This is a genomic window from Chloroflexus islandicus, assembly GCF_001650695.1.
In the GTDB taxonomy this organism is placed as follows: Bacteria; Chloroflexota; Chloroflexia; order Chloroflexales; family Chloroflexaceae; genus Chloroflexus; species Chloroflexus islandicus.
This window is the reverse complement of the sequence record NZ_LWQS01000038.1, coordinates 223,358-244,990: the sequence shown is the minus strand read 5'-3', so window position 1 is coordinate 244,990 and position 21,633 is coordinate 223,358. Positions and strand designations below refer to the sequence as shown.

The window sequence follows — 21,633 nt, the reverse complement described above, 5'->3', positions numbered from 1 at the left end:
GTATCATCACTCTATCAGAGCATTGGTAAACAGTTCGCGGTACGTTTCCGGCGCTAACGGGATTGGCTGGCCATTGCGGTCAACAATCAAACCTTGCTGTTCGATCCACGTGACAAATGCCCGCCAGCGCTCACCGTCCATCATTCCCCACCGGCCATCGGCGGTGAGCAAGGCGGGTGCTAATTCGGCCAAACTCTCGGCAACGAACGCTCGCTCGGCCAAGGTTGAATGGTTGGCGGTGGCGATTAGCAGATCAACCGCTTCATCGGGGTGCTCGACGGCAAAGCGATAACCCGCAGCGGTGGCGGCAAGGAAGGCGCGCAGGGCATCACTGTGTTGGCGCACGGCCTCTGGATGGGCAAGGAGGATCGGTGTATATCCATAAGGAATGCCGTAATCGTCGAGCCGGAAAGCGTTGAGCGCGATACCGGCGCGTCTGGCTTGCACCCCTTCCCACGGTAAAAAAACCCATGTGGAATCAGCCACGCCATTCAGCAGAGTCTCCCAAATCCCGAGTTTCGGCGGGAAGATTTCTTCGAATTCACCCTTACCGCCATCGTTGCGAATCATCTGCGCGACGATGGCCCGCTCGAAACGGGCATTGTACGACGCATAGCGATGTCCATCTAGCTTCGCTGGCCGATCGATCCCGCTGCTTGCTAAGGCAACAATCGCGCTCGTATCGCGCTGCGCGATGGCCGCAATCGCGATGAGCGACGGCTTGGCGGGGTGTAGATAGTAGCTCAATGCGCTTTCGGATGGGGCAATGGCTAGCATCGCGTCACCTTGCGCGACTTTTGCCGCCGGCGTAGTCTGATAGTTGTCTTCTTCGGGTGAGCGTAACACTACCTCAAGACCGGCATCCTGATACCACCCCTTGCTGTTCGCCACATAGAAGCCAATGTGGTTCGTATTGGGCGTCCAGTCAAGGGCCAGAGTGATCTGCTGTGCCATACGCCTCCCTCGCCCTACTGTTGCTCTTCAAGGATGATCGTCTTGCCCACTCCCGTCAAGCGGGCAATCAGCCAGCCGATCGTAAAGACTGGAATCGGCTGGGTGAATGGGATTAGCGCCTCGATGGCAGCTTTGTTGCGCAACCCGCGCAAGCCGAGCCGGTCGAGGATGACCCAACTGATCGGCGCTGCCAGCACATCTAACCCTAAATCGAGCAGATCGAGCGCGATCGGCAGCGCGATCGGCAAGTAGTGCATGGTCTCGAAAAAGCCGGCGGTGGGCGGGACATTGAGGCTGCGGAGGCGTTGCCAGATTAACCAGAGTACAATTGCGGCCAGCGTGACGCCAATCAGCATCAAGATGCCCAACCAATACACGATGCTCAAGAGATAATCGGTCACGATGGCCGCATCCTTCCCAGCCACAACCAGCCTAACGCGGTGATGATGATCACGACGAGTAAGGTGGTCAATGTGCTCAACTCCAGTATAGCGCCAAAGCGCGGCTGGCCGCGGTCGAGCACCGCAAACGGCGCCACGAGCGGCCCGGTCAACGCATAGAGCCACGTAATGGCCGGACTATCGGGCCGCGCGGCGAGCAGCTTGAGCACGAGCCGCGCGATCAGCAACCCGCTCAGCGCGCCGCCGAGGAATGCCATCGCATCTTGCCCTCTCAGTTTCTGTCCTAACGGCATAGCAACTCCTTGGAACAAATGGTTGCCGCTCTTCGTCTCTTTCATTGTAAAAGCAAATGTACTGCTGTGTCAGGCATTGCGAGCCGGTGGCGAAGCAATCCCCGGCGCAAGCGTGATTGGCTATGGCAAGAGAACGGCGATCCCTGTATATCTAGTCGTGTCTCGTTAGTCTCATCGCAACGAATCATATCAGAATCGTGGATATTTCTCAGCGAAATATGACTAGAGACCTATGGCGTCGGTAAGAGCAATTTGTTAAACTACAAATTACTCTCAACCTACATTTCGTCGCAGCCGCAGGCAATGGTAGCTCAGCAATCGGCACGGAGAAATCGGGATGATCAAGCCAATGGTGTCAGCCGGCGCAGAGCAGCGTATTGCGATCAAAGGGCTATTCCGCTGGCGACGGTTTAGCCTCTTTACGGTGATGATTGGGATTGAACTTTGTTTGCTGCTGGGTGTGCTCGCTTGGTTGCTGAGCGCAATGCCAGCGCGCACGCCATTGGCTGCCACACCCGATTTGACGCCCCTTACGCGCGAGATTCAGGGCCGGCTGAGCGGCGCGATCGTCGATCCGTTGATTGAGGTCAAGCCGGGGGTGGCGATCCGGGCCAGCAATCTGCGCGGCTTCCGCTACGAAGGCCATATCTATTACTACTACGTCGAAGGGGCGGCCAATTACGATCCGCTCTCGCGCGGCATTGTGCAACCGGATCGGGTCGAAATTATGCTGCGCGATACCAGCGGCGCGCAAACCATCGTCCTCTACCGCGTGCATTGACCGTTACCGGCGGCGGCCCTCTTCCCAGTCGCCCCAGTCGCGTTCTTCCGCTGCCCGAATCGCGCGCCGCTTCAAGGCTCGCCGCGAAATCGGGATGACTTCGTTGAGGGTGGCCCAGAGTTGCTCTTCAAGGTGCGGTTGGGCGGCCAAGGCCGCTTCAATCGCGGCGGCATCGAGGCCGCGGGCGTGCAGCTCGCGTGCAACGGTTTTCGCCCGCTCCTTGTCACCACTCGCTAAGGCCGCGATCAGTTCTTCTTCCAGCGTCATAGCTTTCTCCTCTGGCGAGGGTGTAATGTGCGCAGAGGCCTCAAGGTTGTGTAACGCAAAGACGCCAAGGTTGTTTAGGACATTATCCCAAGCGTTCTCTCGCCTCGTCTACCTAAAGATTCTTTGCGTGCTCTGCGTCCTTCGCGCCTTAGCGTTTATCATCCCTCTGCGTTCTTTGCGCCTTTGCGTTTATCATCCCTCTGCGTCTTTGCTTGCTTTGCGCCTTTATGTTACGCAGTCAAGATAATCGGCCCCTCTTCGGTGATTGCCAGCGTATGCTCAAACTGGGCCGATCGCTTGCCATCGGCGGTGCGCACCGTCCAACCGTCGCGATCGACTTTGGTCGTCGCTTTGCCGGCGTTGATCATCGGCTCGATCGTAAAGACCATACCGGCCACGATTTTGCGGGTCTGGTTGGGATCATCGTAGTGCAAAATGGTCGGCTCTTCGTGCAGATTGCGGCCCAACCCGTGGCCGGTATACTCGCGCACCACCGAAAAGCCGTTGGCTTCGGCATAGCGCTGGATAGCCGCGCCGATCGCGCGCAGCGGGTTGCCCACCCGCGCCTGCTCAATGCCCAATTCGAGGCAGCGGCGAGTGACATCGAGCAACCGCTGCGTCTCGTCATCCACCTCGCCGACGGCAAAGGTCTCGCAAGCATCGCCGATCCAGCCGTTCAAGCGCAAGCCGATGTCAATGCCGACAATATCGCCTTGGCGCAGCCGGTCGCGTTTGCTGGGGATGCCGTGGCAGATCACATCGTTGATCGAGGCGCAGATCGTGCCGGGGAAGGGCGGAATGTAGTTGCGCCGGCCAGCGGGCACATACCCCTTGTACACCGGCTCGGCCCCGTGCGAGCGGATAAACTCCTCGGCAATCGCATCGAGTTCGGCAGTCGTCACGCCGGGACGGATATGTTCGCGCAGCACGTTGAACGTCTGCCGCACCAATTGGCCAGCGGCGCGCAACAGTTCAATTTGAGCGGGAGATTTAAGGATGATCGCCATCGGTTTACTCTCTATCGTTTCAGCAGATGCTACCTATGTTATAGCACAGATCAGACGAGTCCCTTCAGCGACCTCCCTACTCCCTGCTCCCCACTCCCTCCTCAATTGCCGGCGCTGGCGGGCGCGGCAGCAAGCCGGCCTGTTCCACCACCCGCGGAATGGCCCGCGTCCAGTCAACCGACATAATATGCACGCCGGCCACTCCTTCAATGCTCAACAGTTCGTTGACCAACTCGGCGGCTAGCGCAATCCCCTCGGCTTCGCTGTCGGCGGCGCGCTGCATGCGCTCGATCACTGGATCGGGCATCAGCGTGCCGGGCAGGTGATCGCGCAAATAGATCGCCGATTGGGGCCGGCGCAAGATCATCACGCCAGCCAGAATGTAGGCCTGTTGGTGCAAGCCGGCGGCGCGCACGTCGGCCATCCAGTGGCGGAAGCGGTTCACATCGAAGATCAACTGGGTCTGGACAAACTCGGCCCCGGCTTCGATCTTCTTTTCCAGCCGCGCCGCCCGTTCGACGTTCGGGTTGGCCACGCTGCCAATAAAGAAGCGCGGCGCTTCTTTCAACGGCGTACCCGCCTGAAAGGTGGCCTGATCGCGCAAAGTGCGCAGCATGCGGATCAGTTGGAACGAATTGAGATCGAGCACATTCTTGGCGTCGGGATGGTCGCCGATGCGGGGATGATCGCCGGTCATCGCCAGCAAATTGCGCACGCCGAGCGCCGAGGCGCTCAATGCATCGGCTTGCAACGCGATCCGGTTGCGGTGCTGGCAGGTCATCTGCATAATCGGCTCGATGCCGAGTTGCTGCAAGATCACGCTGCCCCCCAACGATGACATACGGGCAATGCCGCGCTGATTATCGGTCAGATTGACCGCATCGACATAATCGCGAATGTTCGTGGCGAGGGTCTCAAGGTGCGCGCGGGCCGCCCCCTTTGGCGGCGCGATCTCGCCGGTAACCACAGTCTGGCCGGCGGCTAGCCGGCGTTGCAGGGTGGAGTGCATAAGCTATTCGTCGGCAAGAGCCTGTTGCAGATCGGCGATCAGGTCGTTCGCATCTTCGATCCCGCACGAGAGCCGGATCAGATTGTCGCGGATGCCCACCGCCAGCCGTTCTTCACTACTCAGTTCATAGTAACTCATGAGCGCCGGTTGTTCAACCAGACTTTCGACCCCGCCAAAGCTGGGGGCGATGTAGGGCAGGTGCAGCCGGTCAACCACGGCCATCGCGCTATGCAGGTCACCGGCCACCTCAAACGAGACCACGCCGCCGAAGCCGCGCATTTGGGCGCGGGCAATGGTGTGATCGGGGTGATCGGGCAAGCCGGGATAATGCACCTTGGTCACACGCGGGTGGCGGGCGAGAAATTCGGCCACTGCCTGCCCATTCTGGTTGTGCCGTTCCATGCGCAAGGCCAAGGTCTTGAGACCGCGGCCCAGCAGGTAGGCCGCGTGCGGATCGCAGATCCCGCCGAGGATGCCTTGCGTCTCGCGCAGTGCGCTAATGATCGGCGGGCGGCCAATAATCACCCCGGCCAGCAGATCGTTGTGACCGGCCAGATACTTGCTGCAACTATGCACCACCAGATCGATCCCGTAGTCGAGCGGGCGCAAGTTGTAGGGGGTGGCGAAGGTGGCGTCGATCACGGTCTTGATCCGGTGTTCGCGGGCAATCGCCGCCACCGCGGCCAGATCGATCACCCGCAAATAGGGGTTAGTCGGCGCTTCGGTGATGATCAAGCGGGTGCGGCCCGGCTCGATCGCGGCAGCGATGGCTGCCGGGCTAGCCGCTGCTACGACGCTGTGGGTCACGCCGAGGCGGGCTAGCATCGTGCGGACAAACTGGCGGGTGCGGCGGTAGCCGTCATCGGTCAAAATCACATGGCTGCCGGCGGGCAGCATCGCTAGCATGACGGTAGTCAGCGCATTCATCCCGGAAGCGCAGAGCAGTGCTGCCGCCGGCGCATCCGGCGACTCGAGGGCGGCGAGGCGGGCCTCGACGGCGCGCACGGTGGGATTGCCGTACCGGCCATACTCTTCACGCTCAAGCTCGCCCGACTGAAAGGCGATCAACTCGGCGCTATCGCGGAAGGTGTAGGTAGCGCTCTGGACAATCGGCGGTGTGATCGAATCGAACGCGCGCCGGCGCGCTTCGCCAGCGTGGACGGCGGCCGTACTGAGGCCGGGAGACTGGTTGGTGGGCATAAAAAAACCTCTCATCGGGGCGACGAGAGATCAGATGACGCGCTTCTGCCGGGGGGCGAGAAGACGCCGCTCTCCTCTCATCTGCCAGCTTCGTGCTGCCGGAGTTGCCACCCGTCAGGCGTTGATCCGCCGGGTTGGCGCGGTTTCATCGGGCCGGTCCCTCCACCGCTCTGGATGAGTGCAGCGTTCTGCAATTGGGAAAAGTATAGCAGGAACGAATGAGGGTTGTCAATCTGTCGGGGCGAGATAGTCTCTCGCCCTCAGCGCGTGCAATAGTAAATCTCGCCGCTCTCGGCGGTCAACCCCATCCGCAGTGCCGCCTCGGGATCGGGAACCATATCAGTTACTGTTGTGACCGATACGGTAAACCCGGCTTCGCGCAACCGATCGATATAATCGCGACCATACTTGCGCACATGATCTTCTTGCCCAAACGCAATCAGTCGTTCCTTGGGGTCAACGATCGTGGGATCTTCAAAGGTTGTTTCAGCCATAATCGGCACCAACAATATCGCCCAGCCGGTTGGCTTGAGTGTCCGCCAAAATTCGCGCATCGCTTTGCGGTCATCAGGCACGTGTTCGAGCACATGGCTGCATAAAATAACATCGAAATATTCATCAGGATATTGAATTTTGGTAATATCCATTTTGACCATGACATGGGGATCGAGTAAATCTGCGGTGAGGTAGCCTTTGCCCAAACGGCGCCGGAATATCGGCTCAAAGCATGGTTCAGGAGCGACATGCAGAACGTTTTTGGGTTGTGCATCAAAAAGATTGGTCTGCTTGGTGAGGTACAACCACAATAAGCGATGACGTTCCAACGAACCGCAATAAATGCACATCGCGCCTTGGCGCTTTGATCTTCCGTAAGGGGCAAATGCGCGCGACTCGCGTTGGTAAACTGGGCAGAAACGACCTTTGCCACGATATTGAACGAGGTTTCTGAACTGCTGGAATCTATTGCGCACACTGCGCAGCGGTCGTTTGATTTCTTCAGGGAGGTTGCGTAGCGGGTTCGGCATAGCGTATTTCAAGAATATAGTGGGGCGGGACGCTATCATGTCTCGCCCCATTATATCACTATCACACCCGCAGGAAGGCTGACATAATCACCACATCATGCAACTCGCCGTTGCGATCGATGGCGTGGCGGGCCAACTGCCCTTCGACAGCGAACCCCAAGCGCGAGAAGATGGCTTGGCCGGCCTTCAGCGCGGCCAGCATCGCGACCGTTACCTTTTGCGCACCCAATTCACGCGCTGCCTCGACGATCGCCTGCGCCATCTGCATCCCCAACCCGCTGCGCCGCCAACCCGGCTTGACGATCAGGCGCAGTTCGGCCACATGGTTCGACCAGCCGGGCACCCGCCGCGCTGAGGTGTAGGCCACAATCGAGCCATCGTCAGCGATGGCCACAATCTGCCGCCAATTCTCGGCGTGCGAGGCATTGGCCAAGCGGGCAATAATTTCGGGATTGGTGAAATCTTCTTCCAGATAAAGCAGATCATCTTTCGGCAGGCTGAGACCGAAATCGGTCAGCGCCGCCCGATCACTTTCGGCCAGCGGGCGAATCGTCACCTGCCGGCCATCTTTGAGTGCTGCATTGCTTATCGCTTCACTGCGTAGGGCCATGCCCAGCCTCCTGCTGTGTGCTGATGAGGGAACAGTTTCGTATGAAGTGTGTGAAATATACCACATGAAGTTACAGGCGGGTTACGCCGTGCAACCTCTTTGGAAAGTGGCAATTCTTCCCACAGCTTGTGTTATCGAAACTGGTATAATTGTAACCGTTCCTTGGATCAGTAGCAACCGGCGGAGTCGCCCGGCGATCCGTCGCAAGGAGGTCGTCATGAGCGAAAAGCGCGAAGTCGTCGTGCTGAGCGGCGTGCGCACGGCTATTGGCACATTCGGCGGCAGTCTCAAAGACACCCCTCCCACCGAACTAGCGGCATTGGTGACGCGCGAAGCGGTTGCGCGCGCCGGTGTGCAACCTGATGAGATCGGGCACGTCGTCTTCGGCCACGTGATCAATACCGAACCGCACGATATGTATATGGCGCGCTATGCCGCGGTGCGCGGCGGCTTGCCGGTCGAAACCCCAGCCTTCACGCTCAACCGGCTCTGCGGGAGCGGGTTGCAGGCGATTGTCTCGGCGGCGCAGTATATTTTGCAGGGTGATGTTGATGCGGCGGTGGCCGGCGGTTCTGAATGTATGAGCCGTGGCCCCTACAGCTTGCCGGCCATGCGCTTTGGCGCGCGGATGAACGACTCGAAAGTGGTTGATATGATGGTCGGTGCGCTGACCGATCCGTTCGACGATTGCCACATGGGCGTGACCGCCGAGAATGTGGCGGCGAAGTGGGGGATTAGCCGCGAAGATCAAGATCAACTAGCTTACGAGAGTCACATGCGCGCTGCCCGCGCGATCGAAGAGGGCCGCTTCGCCGATCAGATTGTGCCAGTCGAGATCAAGGTCAAAGGCGGTACGGCCCAATTCACCGTTGATGAGGGGGTGCGCCGCGATACCACCATTGACAAATTAGCTAAGCTGCGCCCAGTGTTTCAGAAAGATGGCACCGTCACCGCCGGCAACGCTTCCAGCATTAACGATGCCGCCGCAGCAGTGGTGCTGATGGATCGCGCTACAGCGGAACGGCGCGGCTATAAGCCGCTAGCTCGCTTGGTCGGTTACAGCAACGCTGCCGTCGAACCGAAGTATATGGGGATCGGCCCGGTGCCGGCGGTTCGCCGGTTGCTCGAACGCACCGGCCTGCGGATCGACGATATCGACCTCTTCGAGGTCAACGAGGCCTTTGCTGCCCAAGCCTTGGCCGTGATCCGCGATCTGGGCCTGCCGATGGATCGCACCAATCCGAATGGCAGCGGCATTTCGCTTGGCCACCCGATCGGCGCCACCGGCTGCATTCTCACGGTCAAGGCTATCCACGAATTGCACCGCACCGGCGGGCGCTATGCGTTGGTGACGATGTGCATCGGTGGCGGACAGGGTATTGCTGCGATCTTTGAGCGCATGTAGGTGTGCTACAATTGTTGGGTTGTGAGCGAGCACTCTGCAGGGTGGGTGCTCGCTCAAGGAATATAATGTGAAGTGAAGGTGGTAGGAGGCTGGGATGGGCAAATTAGCCGGCCGGGTCGCGATTGTGACCGGCGCTTCGCGCGGGATCGGGCGGGCCATTGCTCTCGCATTGGCCGCTGAGGGCGCTAAGGTGGCGGTAAATTACAACAGTAGTGTGGCTGCTGCGCAGGAGGTGGTTGACACGATCCAAGCGGGTGGCGGCGAGGCGATGCTTGTCCGCGCCAATGTGAGCCAAGCCGACGAGGCGCGCATGATGGTGCAGCAGGTGCTTGATCGCTGGGGGCATGTCGATATTCTGGTCAATAACGCCGGCATTACCCGCGACCGCACTCTGCGCAAGCTCACCGATGATGATTGGAGCGCGGTGATCCAGAATAATCTCAATAGTGTCTATTACTGCACCACGGCCGTCATGCCGCACATGATCGAGCGCAAATACGGGCGGATCATTAATATCAGTTCGTTCGTCGGGCAGGCCGGCAATTTCGGCCAAGCCAACTACGCGGCGTCAAAGGGCGGAATTATCGCGTTTACCAAGACCGCAGCGCTCGAGCTGGCCAAGCACAATATCACCGTCAACGCCCTCGCTCCCGGCTTTACCATCACTGATATGCTGGCCAAAGTGCCCGAACAGGTGCAAGAACAGATCAAGGCCCGCATCCCGATGGGCCGGTTTGGCTTGCCGGAAGAGGTTGCGAAGGCCGTTGTGTTCTTGGCTGCCGATGGCGATTACATCACCGGCCAGCAGATCAACGTGAATGGCGGTGTCTATATGTAGGTGTCGTTGGTACTGTCGCTACGATTTGCGCATGCGTTCGATAATCGACTGAATATCACCGACGTAGCCTTGCCACGCCTGCATCATCTCTTGGCTCAGGCGTTGTTGGGTGCGAATCGCGTCGGCGACGGCTTGTTCGGTTGAATGGCGCAAACTGCGACTGTAGTCCCAGTTTTTTAGCACCATGTCGAAGGCCATATCCGTGCTCGCGGCGAGGAGTTCGTTCCACGCCCGCAACGACTGGAACATCGGATCAGTCAGATCCGGCATTACCGGCCGGTTGGAAGTTGAGTGCTCGCGTTCTTCGTTGTTCGGCATTGTATCTGACCCTGTGTACAATAGGCAATGTTGGTAAGATTAGATGATGGACAGAGCCATGCATCGCGCAACCCAATTTTGGAATGGCGATGAGCCACATTGCCCCTTATGATCCCTGCCGCTCTCATGGTATCACAAGCGGTTACAGGCGAGTATAACGAATATCTCTTACGGCCCCGTCTCTTGCCGCCGCCTGCGCCCTTGCACCGCGTGCGCCGGGTGCGGGTCGAGCAGCGTTTGGCGGTGGCGCTCGATGCGCCGCTCACCATTGTGGTCGCACCTCCCGGTAGCGGCAAGACGGTGGCGTTGGCGACGCTGGCGATGCACGGCGGCTGGCCGGCGGCGTGGTGCCGTGCCGATGCGAGCGATGACCCGCCGCGTCTCTTGCGCCATCTGGCCGCTGCGCTGAGCCGGGTGGCCTCGTTCGATCCGCAGCGACCGCCAGCAACGATCGATGCGTTGATTAATGCCCTGACCGGCGATCTCGATGATGAAACCCTGCTGATTATCGATGATGCCCATCTGATTGATGAGCAGCCTGAGCTGCGTGCGCTGATCGAGCGGTTGATCGCCGCTCAGCCGCCGCGCTTGCATTTGGTGCTGGCTGGCCGGCGCGAACCCGAGTCGCCGCTGATCGCGACCGCCCGGCTGCGCGGTGAGGCGCTGCTGGTTGATGCCGAGGATCTGGCGTTTACCTCTGATGAAGCAGCGACGCTCTGGCAACAGGCTGGGCGAGCGTTGCCGGCTGATTTCGACGAGTTGCTGGCTTTTAGTGCGGGGTGGGCGCTAGCGCTGCGTATTGCGCTCGATGCCGCCGATTGGCGCAGCGCCTTGGGGTTGCGCGAACACGTGACGCCGGCGCTTGACGAATATCTGGAACGTGAGGTGTTGGCGCCGTTGCCCGCACCGTTGCGCCAATGCCTTCAACGTAGCGCTGGTTTGCGTTGGCTTGAACCCGGCATCTGTGCGGCGCTCGATCCGGCCCTGAACGCTCCGGGGTTGTTGGCCGAGCTGCGCCGGCGGCGTCTCTTCGTTGAACCGTTTGGCGAGCATGGCTTGCGCTTCCAACCGATTATCGCTGCTTGGCTGGCGCGTCGCGCCGCGGCTGATCCGGAGTGGTTCGCCCTACACCGGCAGGCGGCCGCCTATTTTCAGCACACTGGCGATCGAGAAAGCGCGCTATACCATCAGATTGCCGCCGGTGATCCGGCTGCTGTTTCCACGTTCCTTCCCCTTGCGCGGACATTGCTCGCCGAGCGGCGGGCAGAGGCGGTGCTGGATTGGATGCGCCGGCTGGCGCTATCGGGCGATGAAGCGCCGGAATTGATCGAGATACAGGCTGCTGCGCTCCATCAACTCAACCGGCTTGAGGCGGCGCTTGCTGCTTATCGGCGGGCTGAACGTGCCTTTGCCGATCAGAACGATCGTCTCGGCCAATCACGCTGTCTGCGTGGCCAAGCGTCGATCTATCTCGATACAGTGCAACCTGCCCCGGCGACCGATCTGCTGCGTCGCGCGCTCAAGCTGCTCCCGCGCCATTGCGGTGAAGAGCGGATCGAGCTGTTGTTGATGCAGGCTGAAAATTGGGCTAATCGGGGCCGGGCTGATATTGGTCTGCGCCTTGAACAAACGGCGCGTAAGCTGGCGGCAGCCCATCACGTCGAGCAGTTGTACGCCGCTCACGCTGAAACCCTGCGGCCACGGCTGTTGCTGCGCGCTGGCCGGTTGCGGGAAGCGCGCCAATTGCTCGAAGAACGGCTCTGGACGGAACAGCCGTTTGCTCGCGCTACCGCTCATCGCGAACCGCTCTTATTGCTGGCGTTGATCAATGCGATGCTCGGCGGCGGTCCGCAAGCATTGGCCTTCGCCCACCGCATGTTGCTCGAGGCTAAACAGAGTGGCAATCTTGTGACCGAAGCACTGGCCGAATTGCGCCTCGGCCATGCCTATCAGTTGATCGCGCGCGGTGACGATAACGCTGCGCGCCAACACTACAGTCGCGGCTTGCGCCTGCTGCAACAAGCAACAGTGCCTCGCACCCGCGCTGAGGGCTACCTTGGCTTGACCTTGCTCCACGGCCATGCCGGTGATTTGGCGCGGGCCGAAGCCGATGCCCGCGAAGGATTATTGCTGGCCGCTTCATCGGGCGATGAATGGGTGGCGGCCTTGATGTTGCTAGCGTTGGGCAGTGTGACGCTGGTTGCCGATGATCCGCGTGGCTATGAATGGCTCGATCAGGCCGAGCAACGCTTCCAAGCCGGCCACGATACCTTCGGTCTGTTCCTCGTCCATCTGTGGCGTGCGTTGGCTGCGTTGCGCGCTGGCCGGGGCGCGACCGTTGATCCGCTGGTCGATCAGGTGATGCGTGAAGCGGTTGAATATGGTTACGAGAATGTCTTAATCGGCCCCAGCCTGTTTGGCCCGCGTGATATTGCCGCACTTGTGCCGCTGTTGCTCCGCGCGCGCGCTATGCCGGCCCACCGCGATACCGCCATCCGCCTGCTCCGGCAGGGTTTTCCCTCGATCGCCGCCGATGATACGGTTGATGATTATCATCCCGGCTTTACCCTGCGCGTGCAGATGCTGGGTGCGTTTCGGGTATGGCGCGGCAATCAAGAGATTCAGGCTCGCGAGTGGCAACGCGAAAAAGCCCGCCAGCTCTTTCAGTTGTTGTTAACAATGCGCGGGAATTGGGTGCAACGCGAGCAAATTTGCGCATGGCTGTGGCCTGACGCCGATCTCGAAGCCGCTGAGCGCCAGTTTAAGGTGACGCTGAATACCCTGAACGCGGCCCTCGAACCCCATCGCCCGCCGCGGGTGCCGCCGTTTTTCATTCGCCGGCAAGGGTTGGCCTATAGCTTTGCCCCTTCGTTCGGCGCATGGATCGATGTTGATGAGTTTGAATTGCGCGCCAGCGGCGCCCAAACTACGACCGATCCCGATTTTGCCCGTCGCAGCGCACAGGCTGCCCTCCAACTCTACCGCGGTGATTACCTCGCCGAGTCGCTCTACGATTCGTGGACGATCGAGGAACGTGAGCGGCTGTTAGCTCGCTATCTTGCGACCGCCGTCTCGTATGCTGAACAACTCAGCGCCGAAGGTCGCCATAACGAGGCGATCCAGATTGCCGAGCAGGTGCTGCGCCGTGACCGTTGCTACGAAGAGGCCTACCAGTTGCTGATGCGCGCCCATGCCCGCGCCGGCAGCCGCTCGCAGGCGATGCGGTCGTATACCCGCTGTGTGCAGGCGTTGCGCGAAGAGTTGGGGATCGAACCGCTGCCCGAAACTGAGGCCCTCTACCGCCGCATTCGCCAAAACGAACCGATTTGACAGCTCTTGTGAAAATTTGTACGATGAACGTGGTGAACCAAGGTTGTTCGGCCCGCTGAGCAGCGGCGTGCGCCGCTGCGCTGGCCGGTTCGTCGTGGCTATCGCTGTTTCATGACAATGGAGCTCCATCATGGATCCGATCTTTCTCGCTGTTCGCCAAACGCACGCCATTTTCGGGCGTGAAGTCTTGTCGGTCTTGATCGTTGCTGCCGCCATCTATCTGGCCGTTACCTACCGGCCTAATGCGCCGCGCAGTCCAGTGGCGCGGATTCTTCCCGTCTTGATCGATATTCAAGCCACGCTTGGGTTGATTTATTGGCTGGTTGGCGTCTTTACCGGGATTGCGTATTTCCTCAGCTTTCCCTTTATTCTCCATCCGTTGCTTGGGTTAGCAACCGCTGTCGTTGGGCATATCCTGTTCGGAGCGCGCACGCCCTTTGCTCGCCTTGGCCGCTGGTCGGCGCCTGCGGCGCTCGGCATTATTCTGGTGATGGTGCTGAGTAATGTGATGATTGCGATGATGGTGTGACGGTTTATCCGATTGCGCCGGCTTGGGCCAATAGCTCGCCGCTCTCGTCATCTTCCGGGCCAGCGGCGAGCCATGCCGCTTGCTCGGCTAACGCCGCATGCGCTGTAACCAGATCGGTCGCCGTAAACGCTAGCCGGTCGCCGGGCAAGAGTTGGGCCGCTAACGGCAGATCGGCCCCGATTACGGTCGCAATCACCGGGTAGCCGCCGGTGGTTTGGGAGTCGGCCAGCAACAGAATTGGCCGGCCATCGGGCGGCAACTGGATCGCTCCCGGCGCCACGCCAAATGAGGGGAGCGAGTGGTGGTGGCTTGGCAATGAAGCGCCGGCTAGCCGGTAGCCTTGCCGGCTGGCTGCCTGATCGACCTGAAACGTTGTCTGCAACAACAGTTCCCACGCCTCTGGCAGCATGTCGTACTGCGGGCCGGGCAAGACGCGCAGGCGCGGTTGGGCGCAGTAGGCTGGCCGGCGCCCAACCGGCCACCAGCGCATGCCATCGGCAGCAGTGAATGAGCGTGGATGCACGGCAATCCGGTCGCCGGCTCGCAAGGCGCGCCCCTGATAACCGCCGAAACCGCTGGCCAGACAGGTGCCCGCGCTGCCAATCGCCCATTCCGCTGCTAATGCACCGCCGATCGCCAGATAGACCCGCCCGCCCCAATCGCCTCGCCTCCCCCGTAACCGCAACACGCCGCCTGCCGGCACGATCGCGCTCCGCCACGGTGCGAGCGGTGCATCATCAAGGTCGGCTTGCAAATCCGCGCCGGCCAGCCCGATCAGCACCGGTGCGCCAAACCGGATCTGCACGCCGCCGGCTGTCAGTTCCAGCGCCGGCGCGTCTGGTTGATTCCCCGCCAGCCGGTTAGCCGCCGCCAGCGCAAACCGATCCATCGCTCCACCCGGCGGTACCCCGTAGCGCCGCGCCGCTGGTCGCCCCCCGTCTTGGATTGTCAATAGCGGCCCGGCCGCGATGATGTCGAGAAACGTAGCCACGTGCGTGTTCGATTCGGATCAATAGGACACGGATTCACACGGGTGGGGACGGATATGCACGGATCAGAAAAAACCGTGTGTATCCGTTCTCCTGCCCCCGATCATAACACCTCTGCGCCCTTCGCGTCTTCATCATAGCCCCCCTCCCAGCCTCCCCTCCCCCAGCGGGGGAGGGGCAAGGGGTGGGGTGCGTTCCCCTCCCCCAGCGGGGGAGGGGCAAGGGGTGGGGTGCATTCCCCTCCCCCAGCGGGGGAGGGGTAAGGGGTGGGGGTGCGTTCCCCTCCCCCAGCGGGGGAGGGGCCACATCCACCCTTTGCGCCTTCTGCACCCTTCGCCCTTTGCGTTCAAACCTCTTTGCGTCCTCTGCGCCCTTTGCGCCTTTGCGTTTCCCCCTCTGCGCCTTGGCCCGCTTTGCGCCTCTGCGTTAATCGTCTTGGCCCGCTTTGCGCCTCTGCGTTGACAAACCGCACCCGATCACCCGGTTGCAACAAGGCCGGCGGATCGGCTGCCGGATCAAATAGTGTAATGTCAGTGCGCCCGATCAGATGCCAGCCGCCGGGCAAGGCAGCCGGGTAGATGCCGGTCATACCGGCGGCAATTGCGACCGAACCTGCCGGCACTGCGACCCGTGGCGTTGCCCGGCGCGGCAGGTGGAGTTCAGGCGGCAGCCAGCCGAGGTAGGGATAGCCCGGCGCAAAACCGATCATCAGCACCCGCTGCTCAGTGGTGGTGTGAAGAGTAATAACATCATGCGGGGTCAGCCCCAATTGCGCGGCTACCTCATCGAGGTCTGGCCCATCGCTGCCGCCGTAGCGCACCGGAATGGTCACATCGCGCCCGGCTGGCAATCCGGTTAATGGTGGGTGTGCAGCGAGCATCTGGAGCCGGACAGTGAGTTGCTCGCGATCCACTGCCAGCGGGTCGAAACAGACCAATAGCGAATCGATCGCGGGCACGAGATCGATCACGCCGGGGAGTGGTTCGCGTTGCAGCGCCGCCATTGCCGCCAGCGGCGCACCCGCCGCGGCCAGCTCTGCCGGCCAGCGCACCAACAGCGCCGCATCGCCCATCAGATCAATCCGCCCGCTCATTGCCCCGGCGCTCGCACGCTGATCCCTGCTGCCGTTAACCCTTGCCGCAGCGCCGCTGCCCGCGCCGCTGCCCCCGGTGTGTCGCCGTGCAAGCAGATCGTATCGGCCCGTAACGGCAATGGTGTGCCGTCTATGGCTATAACCACCCCATCGCGCGCAATGCTGATCGTCTGGGCCACACACGCTGCCGGATCGATGATCAGCGCATCGGGATGCCGCCGGTCGCGCAGCCGGCCATCGGCCTCGTAGGCCCGATCGGCGAAGGCTTCGGCCAGCACCGGCAGCCCTGCCTCAATGCCAGCAGCGATCAGCGCCGATCCGGCCAAGCCGACCAGCGCCACCTCGCGACTAAACGCAACGACGGCGCGAGCAATCGCGGCGGCGACAGCGTGGTCGCGCGCGGCAACATTGTAGAGCGCACCGTGGGGCTTGACGTGGCGCAGTTCTACCTGTTCGGCGCGGGCAATCGCGGCCAGCGCGCCGATTTGGGCCAGCACCCAATCCTCGATCTCGTCCGGCGATAGCGGCAATACGCGCCGGCCAAACCCGTGCAGGTCGGGATAGCTTGGGTGCGCGCCCACCGCTACCCCTAGCTCGCGACAGCGCCGCACTGTGCGCCGCATCACTAGCGGGTCGCCAGCATGCCCGCCGCAGGCGACGTTGGCCGAGCTGACGAAGGGGAGCACCCCCTCGTCATCACCGACCTGAAACGCGCCGTAACTCTCGCCGCAATCGCAATTCAGATCAATTGCAATCATGGTTTTGATACCGTTAGCCATGCCATCATGCCGGCGATTTGGCCATCGCTGGCGGACGGGCCATCCCGTGCCGGGCCACCGCCACCATCACCACCATCAACGTCGCGTCAATCACCACCAGTAGCGCCCCGACCGGCGGGCCAAACCAGCCGATCAATAACCCAAACAGCGCCGGTAGAAACAAACCGCCGCCGGTGCCGATCGTTAATGCCACACTCAACGCCGCGCCGCTTCGCCCGGCAGCGTGGGTGATCATCAGCATCGTGGTCGGGAAGATCGGGCCACAGGCCAGCCCCATGATCGCTACTGCCGTCAGCGCCAACGTTGCCTGTGCCGTGCCCATCACCAAGAGCGCGCCACCGAGACCCAACCCGATCACGCACAACAAGAGCATGCGCAGTGGCCCAAGCCGGTCGCCCCAGAACGCTGCCGCTAAGCGCCCTCCGGTCAACATCCCCCAAAAGAGACTAGTGCTCAACGCTGCCAACGACGCCTCTAAGCCAGCGCCGCGCTCAAGGATCAACGCAATCCACCCACCGATCCCGATTTCGGTGCCGATGTAAGTGAACATCAGCAATCCAAACATCACCGCCGCCAGCCAGCGCGGCGCACCGGCCATCTGCGCTGCCGGCGCTTGGGTGGGTTCTTGCAGCCGGGTAGCCGGCCAAACCAACCCGATCATCAATAGCGCGCCCAGCCAGATCGCTGCCTGTGGCCGGTCGAACATGGCAATCATGAGCGCGACCAACATCGGGCCGCCGATCGAGCCGACGCTGAAAAAGAGATTGAGCGCATTAAGCGCGCCGGCGGCGCCGTGGTACAAGCGGGCAATCAACAGATTACCGCCGGCCAGCATCCCGCCATAGCCAAACCCAGCCAACAAGGTGCCGGCCAACAGGCCAATCAGCAGCGGGCTCAACCCAGCCAGCAACATCCCGCTCCCCATGAGTGCTGCGCCGGTGGCAATCACCGTTCGCATCCCCCACCGCCCGATCGCCGCGCCGACGCCAATCGAGGCGAGTACGCCGCCCAGCGAAAAAGCGGTAAACACCGCGCCTAGATCGGTGACATCTTTGCCAACTTGGGCCGCCAGACCGGGCAAGCTCGGCCCGATCGCCGACAGAATCCAGCCCACGCCCAAATAGAGCATGCCGGCAATGATCAATGCCCACGTTCGTTTCACGATACCCGCACCAATCGCCGCGCCGACCAGATTGCCGCGTTCGCTGCCGTCAGCTCATCGTAGAGCGCGGCAATACGCCGGGCAATCGCCGGCCAGCCATACTCAGCCGCGCGCTGTACTGCCGCCGCCCGCAGCCGCGCGGCCAGCGCTGCGTCGGTCAGAATGCGCTCGATCTGGGCAGCGAGCGCTGCATCATCATCGGGCGGAACCAGCAACCCGCTGCGCCGATCTTCGATCGTCAGCGCCAACCCGCCCACATTTGACGCCACCACCGCCGCCCCGCACGCCAACGCTTCGAGCGCCGCCAAGCCGAACGATTCGTAATGTGAGGGGGCGGCCACCACATCAGCGGCGGTGTAGTAGAGCGGCAACCGCTCTTGCGGTTGTGCGCCGGCAAACTGCACCTGCGCCGCAATCCCTAGCTCGCGCCGCAGCCCATCCAGCCGGCGCTGTTCGCTATTCCACCGCGCTGGCTGCGTTTCATCCTCGCCGCCGACTAGTACCACTTGCAACCGCTCGCGCCAAGCAGGGTGTTGCCTGATCAGCCGCGCCGCGGCCCGGATCAACGCATCCATCCCCTTCAGCGGCTCCATCCGGCCTACACACACCAGCATCATCGCATCGTGCGGCACGCCTAACGCCGCCCGCGCCGCAGCCCGATCACCCGGTTGAAACCGGCGCAGATCCACACCGCACGGGATAACCCTAATCCGGCTGGCATCAGCGCCATAATGCCACACCATCTGCGCCCGGTCGAGCGGCGTGGCCGCAACCACCGCATCCGCCTCGCGCATCAGCCGGCGTTCGATCGCAATCCGCCGGTTGGTTTCGACCTCTTCCTCCGAACGGGCCACGCTATTCTTCATCGCGCCCAAGGTGTGAAACATGTGAACCACCGGTGCTCGCCAGACCCGGCGCAAGCGCAGTGCCGCTTCGCCCGACAACCAATAGTGGCTGTGGATCACATCGTAACTCACATCTTCGCCGTCGGCAAAACAGCGCACCCGGCTCACAAATTCGGGCAAATAGGTCAAGAGCAGATTTTTATCGTACGGCGCCGCCGGCCCCGCATGCAGGCTGATCAAGCGCACCCCGCGCCCCAGTGCCGTGACGGTTGGCGTCTCGCGCTCTTGGCTGCGGGTAAAGATATCGACCAAAACCCCGCGCTGGCCAAGCTCACGGGCCAATTCGCGCACATAGACATTCATCCCGCCGGCCTCTTTGCCTCCCAGCCGCGCCAGCGGGCTACTATGGACACTCAGCATCGCGATTCGCATGCGTTCCTCATGACGAACGAAAAGCGAGCGTGCCGGGATCTTCCCGCGCCGCCCGCCCCTCCGCGGAATGGCGGCAGGCCCACCGCCTGCCTTCCCTGAGTGTTGTATCACAACTTATCTGATTGCACAAGTTTTGCTAGTGAGATGTTCAAAATAGGGAGCAAACCGGTGCTCGTTCCGTGACAAGCTGGTGTATCCGTGTCGTATTAACCGGAAGCAGATACCAGCTTCCACCGTTTGCTGCCCGAACTGCGCCAATCCGTCGAACCCGTGTCAATCTGTGTCCGCGTGATTACACCCACAACCGGTACTTCAACAGGGCAAAGATGGCGTAAAACCCTTGAATCGGCTTCATCTTCTTGCCCTCTTCGTAGGTGCGGCCTAGATAGCTCACCGGCACTTCATAGATCCGGTAGCCGCGGCGCAACACCTTGGCGGCAATTTCCGGCTCGATGCGAAAATCGTTGCTCTCAAGCCGCAAATCACGCAAAATGTCGGTGCGCACCACTTTATAGCAGGTCTCCATGTCAGAGATCCAGCAGTTAAAGAGAAAATTCGTCAAAAAGGTGAGGAACTTGTTGCCGATCGCATTCCAAAAATACATTCCGGTATGGCGGCCAAGAAATCGGCTGCCGAAGACCACATCAACGCGCCGGTTCGCGATCGGTTTTACCAATTCATAGTAATCTTGCGGATCATATTCCAGATCGGCATCTTGGATGATCGTGATCTCGCCGCGGGCATGGGCCAATCCGCTGCGTACCGCCGCCCCCTTGCCACGGTTTTGCGGATGGCGAATGATGGTGAGGTGCGGTCGTGTACGCGCCAGTTCGGCGAGAATCGCCGGCGTTTCATCGGTGGAATGGTCATCCACAATGATGATCTCTTTGTCGAGATCAACAGCTTCAACTTGAGCCAGAATCGTCGGTAGAGTTGCGGCTTCGTTATAGCAGGGAATGATTACAGAAATCAGCGGACGCTTCATCGTTATGTGCTACTCTATGATGCCAAGGCGTGCCGGCGGGCGGTTGTCAATCACCAGCTGGCTTTGGCTGCGGCGGTGTGCTGCGACGAGCACTAGCCATTGCCTCCATCGCTACAATCACCGCAGCGGACAGCACCATCCCGGCTAATGCGGCGATAGCAACTTGCGTGAGGGCTCGCCGGTCAATCACTGGAGTTAGGTTGGTTACGGTGCCTAAATAGCGCACCGATACTTGCGGCGCGGCATCAGCGATCCGCAACTCATCAATTCGCCGTAACAAGACTTCAACCAGATTGAACGCAATATCGCGGTTACGAATCAATTCGCGTTGGCGAGCTAACAATTGCTCATAGCGAGTTTGCGCCGCGATGAGTCGTTCGATCAGCAGCCGGGTGGCGGCGGGATTGAGTTCCTCCAGCTCCACTGCGCTTAATCGTTCCGCTTCGCTGCGTACGGCGCGGGATTCAGTTTCGAGGATGGAAATTAACTTATCGATATCGGTCACTGTCACAGTCGCGTTAGTAGCGAGCGAACTGTCAATTTGGAGAATTGGGCGATCACTGCCCTGATCGCTCAAATTGCGAATGCGGAGCAACAAGGCGGCAATTGCGTCAGCCGTGGCAGGGCCATCGCTGGTTTGGCTGGCCAACCGTTCCCGCAGCAAGCGTGTATCGCGCAGAATCTGTTCAAGGATATTGCTGCGTTGTAAATAAGCGTTAAAACGGGTCGTGCCCGCCGTGCGGGTATTGTTAACCAGATCGGTTAACCGGCGCACCTCTTGCTCGACGACGGTGATCTTTCCCTGCGCAATAAACGCCTCTAACGCGGCTTGCGCCTCTTGGTAGCGTTGCTGCGCTTCAGCCAGTTGTTGCTCAACGAGGGGAAGTGATGCCGTATCGCGAGTGTATGTCTCAGCTACGAAGCGGGCATATGCTTGCGCCCATGCCGTTGCCAATCGCTGCGCTTCCTCACTCGTTTCGGCGCGGGCTGTGATCCGTACCAGATCGCCGTCAGATTCGATTGCGATCTGGCTTATTAACTTGCCGGGTTGGTATGTGATCGCTAGTGCCTGCGCCACCTTTGCTTCCAGCGTCGCATCGCGCGCCAGCCCTAGCAACGCTTCGCGCTGGTTGACCGTTGTGGTAAACAGCATTGAGTCGCGACTGGTAAAACGAGTGTCAAGCGTCACTTGGGCGCTGGCCGGCACAATCAACAGCGAGGCGCTGGCCGTATGGGGCGGTGTGCGGATCACAGCCACCACTCCTGCGATCACTGCTAACACCGCTGCCACGCCGATGATGATCCACCAGCGCCGTAGCAGCGCCCGCAGGTACGGTTTCAGGTCAATCTCGTCTTCCATGCGCCTATCCATCAGGTATCC

Annotated in this window: 22 protein-coding genes and 1 riboswitch; of the genes, 5 read left to right on the top strand and 17 right to left on the bottom strand. The window is 60.9% G+C overall.

Annotated elements, in window-relative coordinates:
• Nucleotides 1-6 precede the first annotated feature (6 nt).
• Genes A6A03_RS05290 through A6A03_RS05280 form a run of 3 tightly spaced genes read right to left on the bottom strand, consistent with a single transcriptional unit; the run spans nt 7 to nt 1,648 of the window.
• Nucleotides 7-954: an ABC transporter substrate-binding protein gene (locus A6A03_RS05290; protein WP_066784447.1), complete on the bottom strand. Its 948-nt coding sequence runs from the start codon at nt 952-954 to the stop codon at nt 7-9.
• 14 nt (nt 955-968) lie between these two features.
• Nucleotides 969-1,355 (bottom strand): hypothetical protein, encoded by a 387-nt coding sequence (locus tag A6A03_RS05285; RefSeq protein WP_066784442.1) that lies wholly within the window; start codon nt 1,353-1,355, stop codon nt 969-971.
• On the bottom strand, nt 1,352-1,648 hold the full coding sequence (locus tag A6A03_RS05280) for a YggT family protein (RefSeq protein ID WP_066784437.1): 297 nt from the start codon (nt 1,646-1,648) through the stop codon (nt 1,352-1,354). Before A6A03_RS05280 ends, A6A03_RS05285 begins: the two co-directional genes overlap by 4 nt.
• A gap of 337 nt (nt 1,649-1,985) precedes the next feature.
• Here A6A03_RS05280 and A6A03_RS05275 point away from each other — a divergent pair, with 337 nt between their 5' ends.
• Nucleotides 1,986-2,429: a hypothetical protein gene (locus tag A6A03_RS05275; protein ID WP_066784434.1), complete on the top strand. Its 444-nt coding sequence runs from the start codon at nt 1,986-1,988 to the stop codon at nt 2,427-2,429.
• A gap of 3 nt (nt 2,430-2,432) precedes the next feature.
• On the opposite strand, the gene A6A03_RS05270 is transcribed toward A6A03_RS05275, so the two are convergent.
• The 6 genes from A6A03_RS05270 to A6A03_RS05245 all read right to left on the bottom strand — a co-directional run bounded on the left by A6A03_RS05270 (nt 2,433) and on the right by A6A03_RS05245 (nt 7,547).
• Nucleotides 2,433-2,696, bottom strand: a complete 264-nt coding sequence (locus A6A03_RS05270) for a hypothetical protein (RefSeq protein WP_066784420.1) — start codon at nt 2,694-2,696, stop codon at nt 2,433-2,435.
• A gap of 230 nt (nt 2,697-2,926) precedes the next feature.
• Entirely contained in the window at nt 2,927-3,703 is a 777-nt protein-coding gene (gene map, locus A6A03_RS05265) for a type I methionyl aminopeptidase (RefSeq protein WP_066784417.1), read from the bottom strand.
• A gap of 76 nt (nt 3,704-3,779) precedes the next feature.
• Nucleotides 3,780-4,712 (bottom strand): methylenetetrahydrofolate reductase, encoded by a 933-nt coding sequence (locus A6A03_RS05260; RefSeq protein WP_066784415.1) that lies wholly within the window; start codon nt 4,710-4,712, stop codon nt 3,780-3,782.
• 3 nt (nt 4,713-4,715) lie between these two features.
• Nucleotides 4,716-5,912: a trans-sulfuration enzyme family protein gene (locus A6A03_RS05255; protein ID WP_066784413.1), complete on the bottom strand. Its 1,197-nt coding sequence runs from the start codon at nt 5,910-5,912 to the stop codon at nt 4,716-4,718.
• 74 nt (nt 5,913-5,986) lie between these two features.
• Nucleotides 5,987-6,093: riboswitch (SAM riboswitch) on the bottom strand.
• Nucleotides 6,094-6,172: 79 nt separating this feature from the next.
• The gene (locus A6A03_RS05250; protein WP_066784409.1) at nt 6,173-6,937 is read right to left on the bottom strand and encodes a class I SAM-dependent methyltransferase; all 765 of its coding nucleotides are present in this window, start codon (nt 6,935-6,937) and stop codon (nt 6,173-6,175) included.
• 61 nt (nt 6,938-6,998) lie between these two features.
• Complete coding sequence (locus A6A03_RS05245; protein ID WP_066784406.1) at nt 6,999-7,547, bottom strand: GNAT family N-acetyltransferase; 549 nt, start codon at nt 7,545-7,547, stop codon at nt 6,999-7,001.
• 217 nt (nt 7,548-7,764) lie between these two features.
• On the opposite strand from A6A03_RS05245, the gene A6A03_RS05240 reads away from it, so the two are divergent.
• Nucleotides 7,765-8,952: an acetyl-CoA C-acyltransferase family protein gene (locus A6A03_RS05240; RefSeq protein WP_066784404.1), complete on the top strand. Its 1,188-nt coding sequence runs from the start codon at nt 7,765-7,767 to the stop codon at nt 8,950-8,952.
• A gap of 94 nt (nt 8,953-9,046) precedes the next feature.
• A complete protein-coding gene (gene fabG, locus A6A03_RS05235; RefSeq protein WP_066784403.1) occupies nt 9,047-9,790 on the top strand; it encodes a 3-oxoacyl-[acyl-carrier-protein] reductase in 744 nt (247 codons plus the stop codon).
• Between the two features lie 18 nt (nt 9,791-9,808).
• Here the strand turns inward: fabG and A6A03_RS05230 are convergent, their stop codons facing one another.
• Nucleotides 9,809-10,108, bottom strand: coding sequence for a hypothetical protein (locus A6A03_RS05230; protein ID WP_066784397.1), 300 nt, complete (start codon nt 10,106-10,108; stop codon nt 9,809-9,811).
• A 108-nt stretch (nt 10,109-10,216) separates the two neighbouring features.
• Here A6A03_RS05230 and A6A03_RS05225 point away from each other — a divergent pair, with 108 nt between their 5' ends.
• Together A6A03_RS05225 and A6A03_RS05220 are read left to right on the top strand one after the other, a co-directional pair.
• Nucleotides 10,217-13,438 (top strand): ATP-binding protein, encoded by a 3,222-nt coding sequence (locus tag A6A03_RS05225; RefSeq protein WP_245668846.1) that lies wholly within the window; start codon nt 10,217-10,219, stop codon nt 13,436-13,438.
• Nucleotides 13,439-13,568: 130 nt separating this feature from the next.
• Complete coding sequence (locus A6A03_RS05220; RefSeq protein WP_066784390.1) at nt 13,569-13,967, top strand: hypothetical protein; 399 nt, start codon at nt 13,569-13,571, stop codon at nt 13,965-13,967.
• Nucleotides 13,968-13,971: 4 nt separating this feature from the next.
• Here the strand turns inward: A6A03_RS05220 and A6A03_RS05215 are convergent, their stop codons facing one another.
• The 7 genes from A6A03_RS05215 to A6A03_RS05185 all read right to left on the bottom strand — a co-directional run bounded on the left by A6A03_RS05215 (nt 13,972) and on the right by A6A03_RS05185 (nt 21,612).
• Nucleotides 13,972-14,958, bottom strand: a complete 987-nt coding sequence (locus tag A6A03_RS05215) for a 5-oxoprolinase subunit C family protein (RefSeq protein ID WP_066784387.1) — start codon at nt 14,956-14,958, stop codon at nt 13,972-13,974.
• 344 nt (nt 14,959-15,302) lie between these two features.
• Nucleotides 15,303-16,049, bottom strand: coding sequence for a 5-oxoprolinase subunit PxpB (gene pxpB / locus A6A03_RS05210; protein WP_082908922.1), 747 nt, complete (start codon nt 16,047-16,049; stop codon nt 15,303-15,305).
• A complete protein-coding gene (locus A6A03_RS05205) occupies nt 16,046-16,807 on the bottom strand; it encodes a LamB/YcsF family protein (protein WP_066784666.1) in 762 nt (253 codons plus the stop codon). Before A6A03_RS05205 ends, pxpB begins: the two co-directional genes overlap by 4 nt.
• A 25-nt stretch (nt 16,808-16,832) precedes the next feature.
• Entirely contained in the window at nt 16,833-17,990 is a 1,158-nt protein-coding gene (locus A6A03_RS05200) for an MFS transporter (RefSeq protein ID WP_245668845.1), read from the bottom strand.
• Entirely contained in the window at nt 17,987-19,267 is a 1,281-nt protein-coding gene (locus tag A6A03_RS05195) for a glycosyltransferase (RefSeq protein ID WP_066784383.1), read from the bottom strand. The genes A6A03_RS05200 and A6A03_RS05195 overlap by 4 nt, the downstream gene beginning before the upstream one ends.
• A 292-nt stretch (nt 19,268-19,559) precedes the next feature.
• Nucleotides 19,560-20,252, bottom strand: coding sequence for a glycosyltransferase family 2 protein (locus A6A03_RS05190; RefSeq protein ID WP_066784381.1), 693 nt, complete (start codon nt 20,250-20,252; stop codon nt 19,560-19,562).
• A gap of 46 nt (nt 20,253-20,298) precedes the next feature.
• The gene (locus A6A03_RS05185; RefSeq protein WP_066784379.1) at nt 20,299-21,612 is read right to left on the bottom strand and encodes a Wzz/FepE/Etk N-terminal domain-containing protein; all 1,314 of its coding nucleotides are present in this window, start codon (nt 21,610-21,612) and stop codon (nt 20,299-20,301) included.
• Nucleotides 21,613-21,633: the final 21 nt, after the last annotated feature.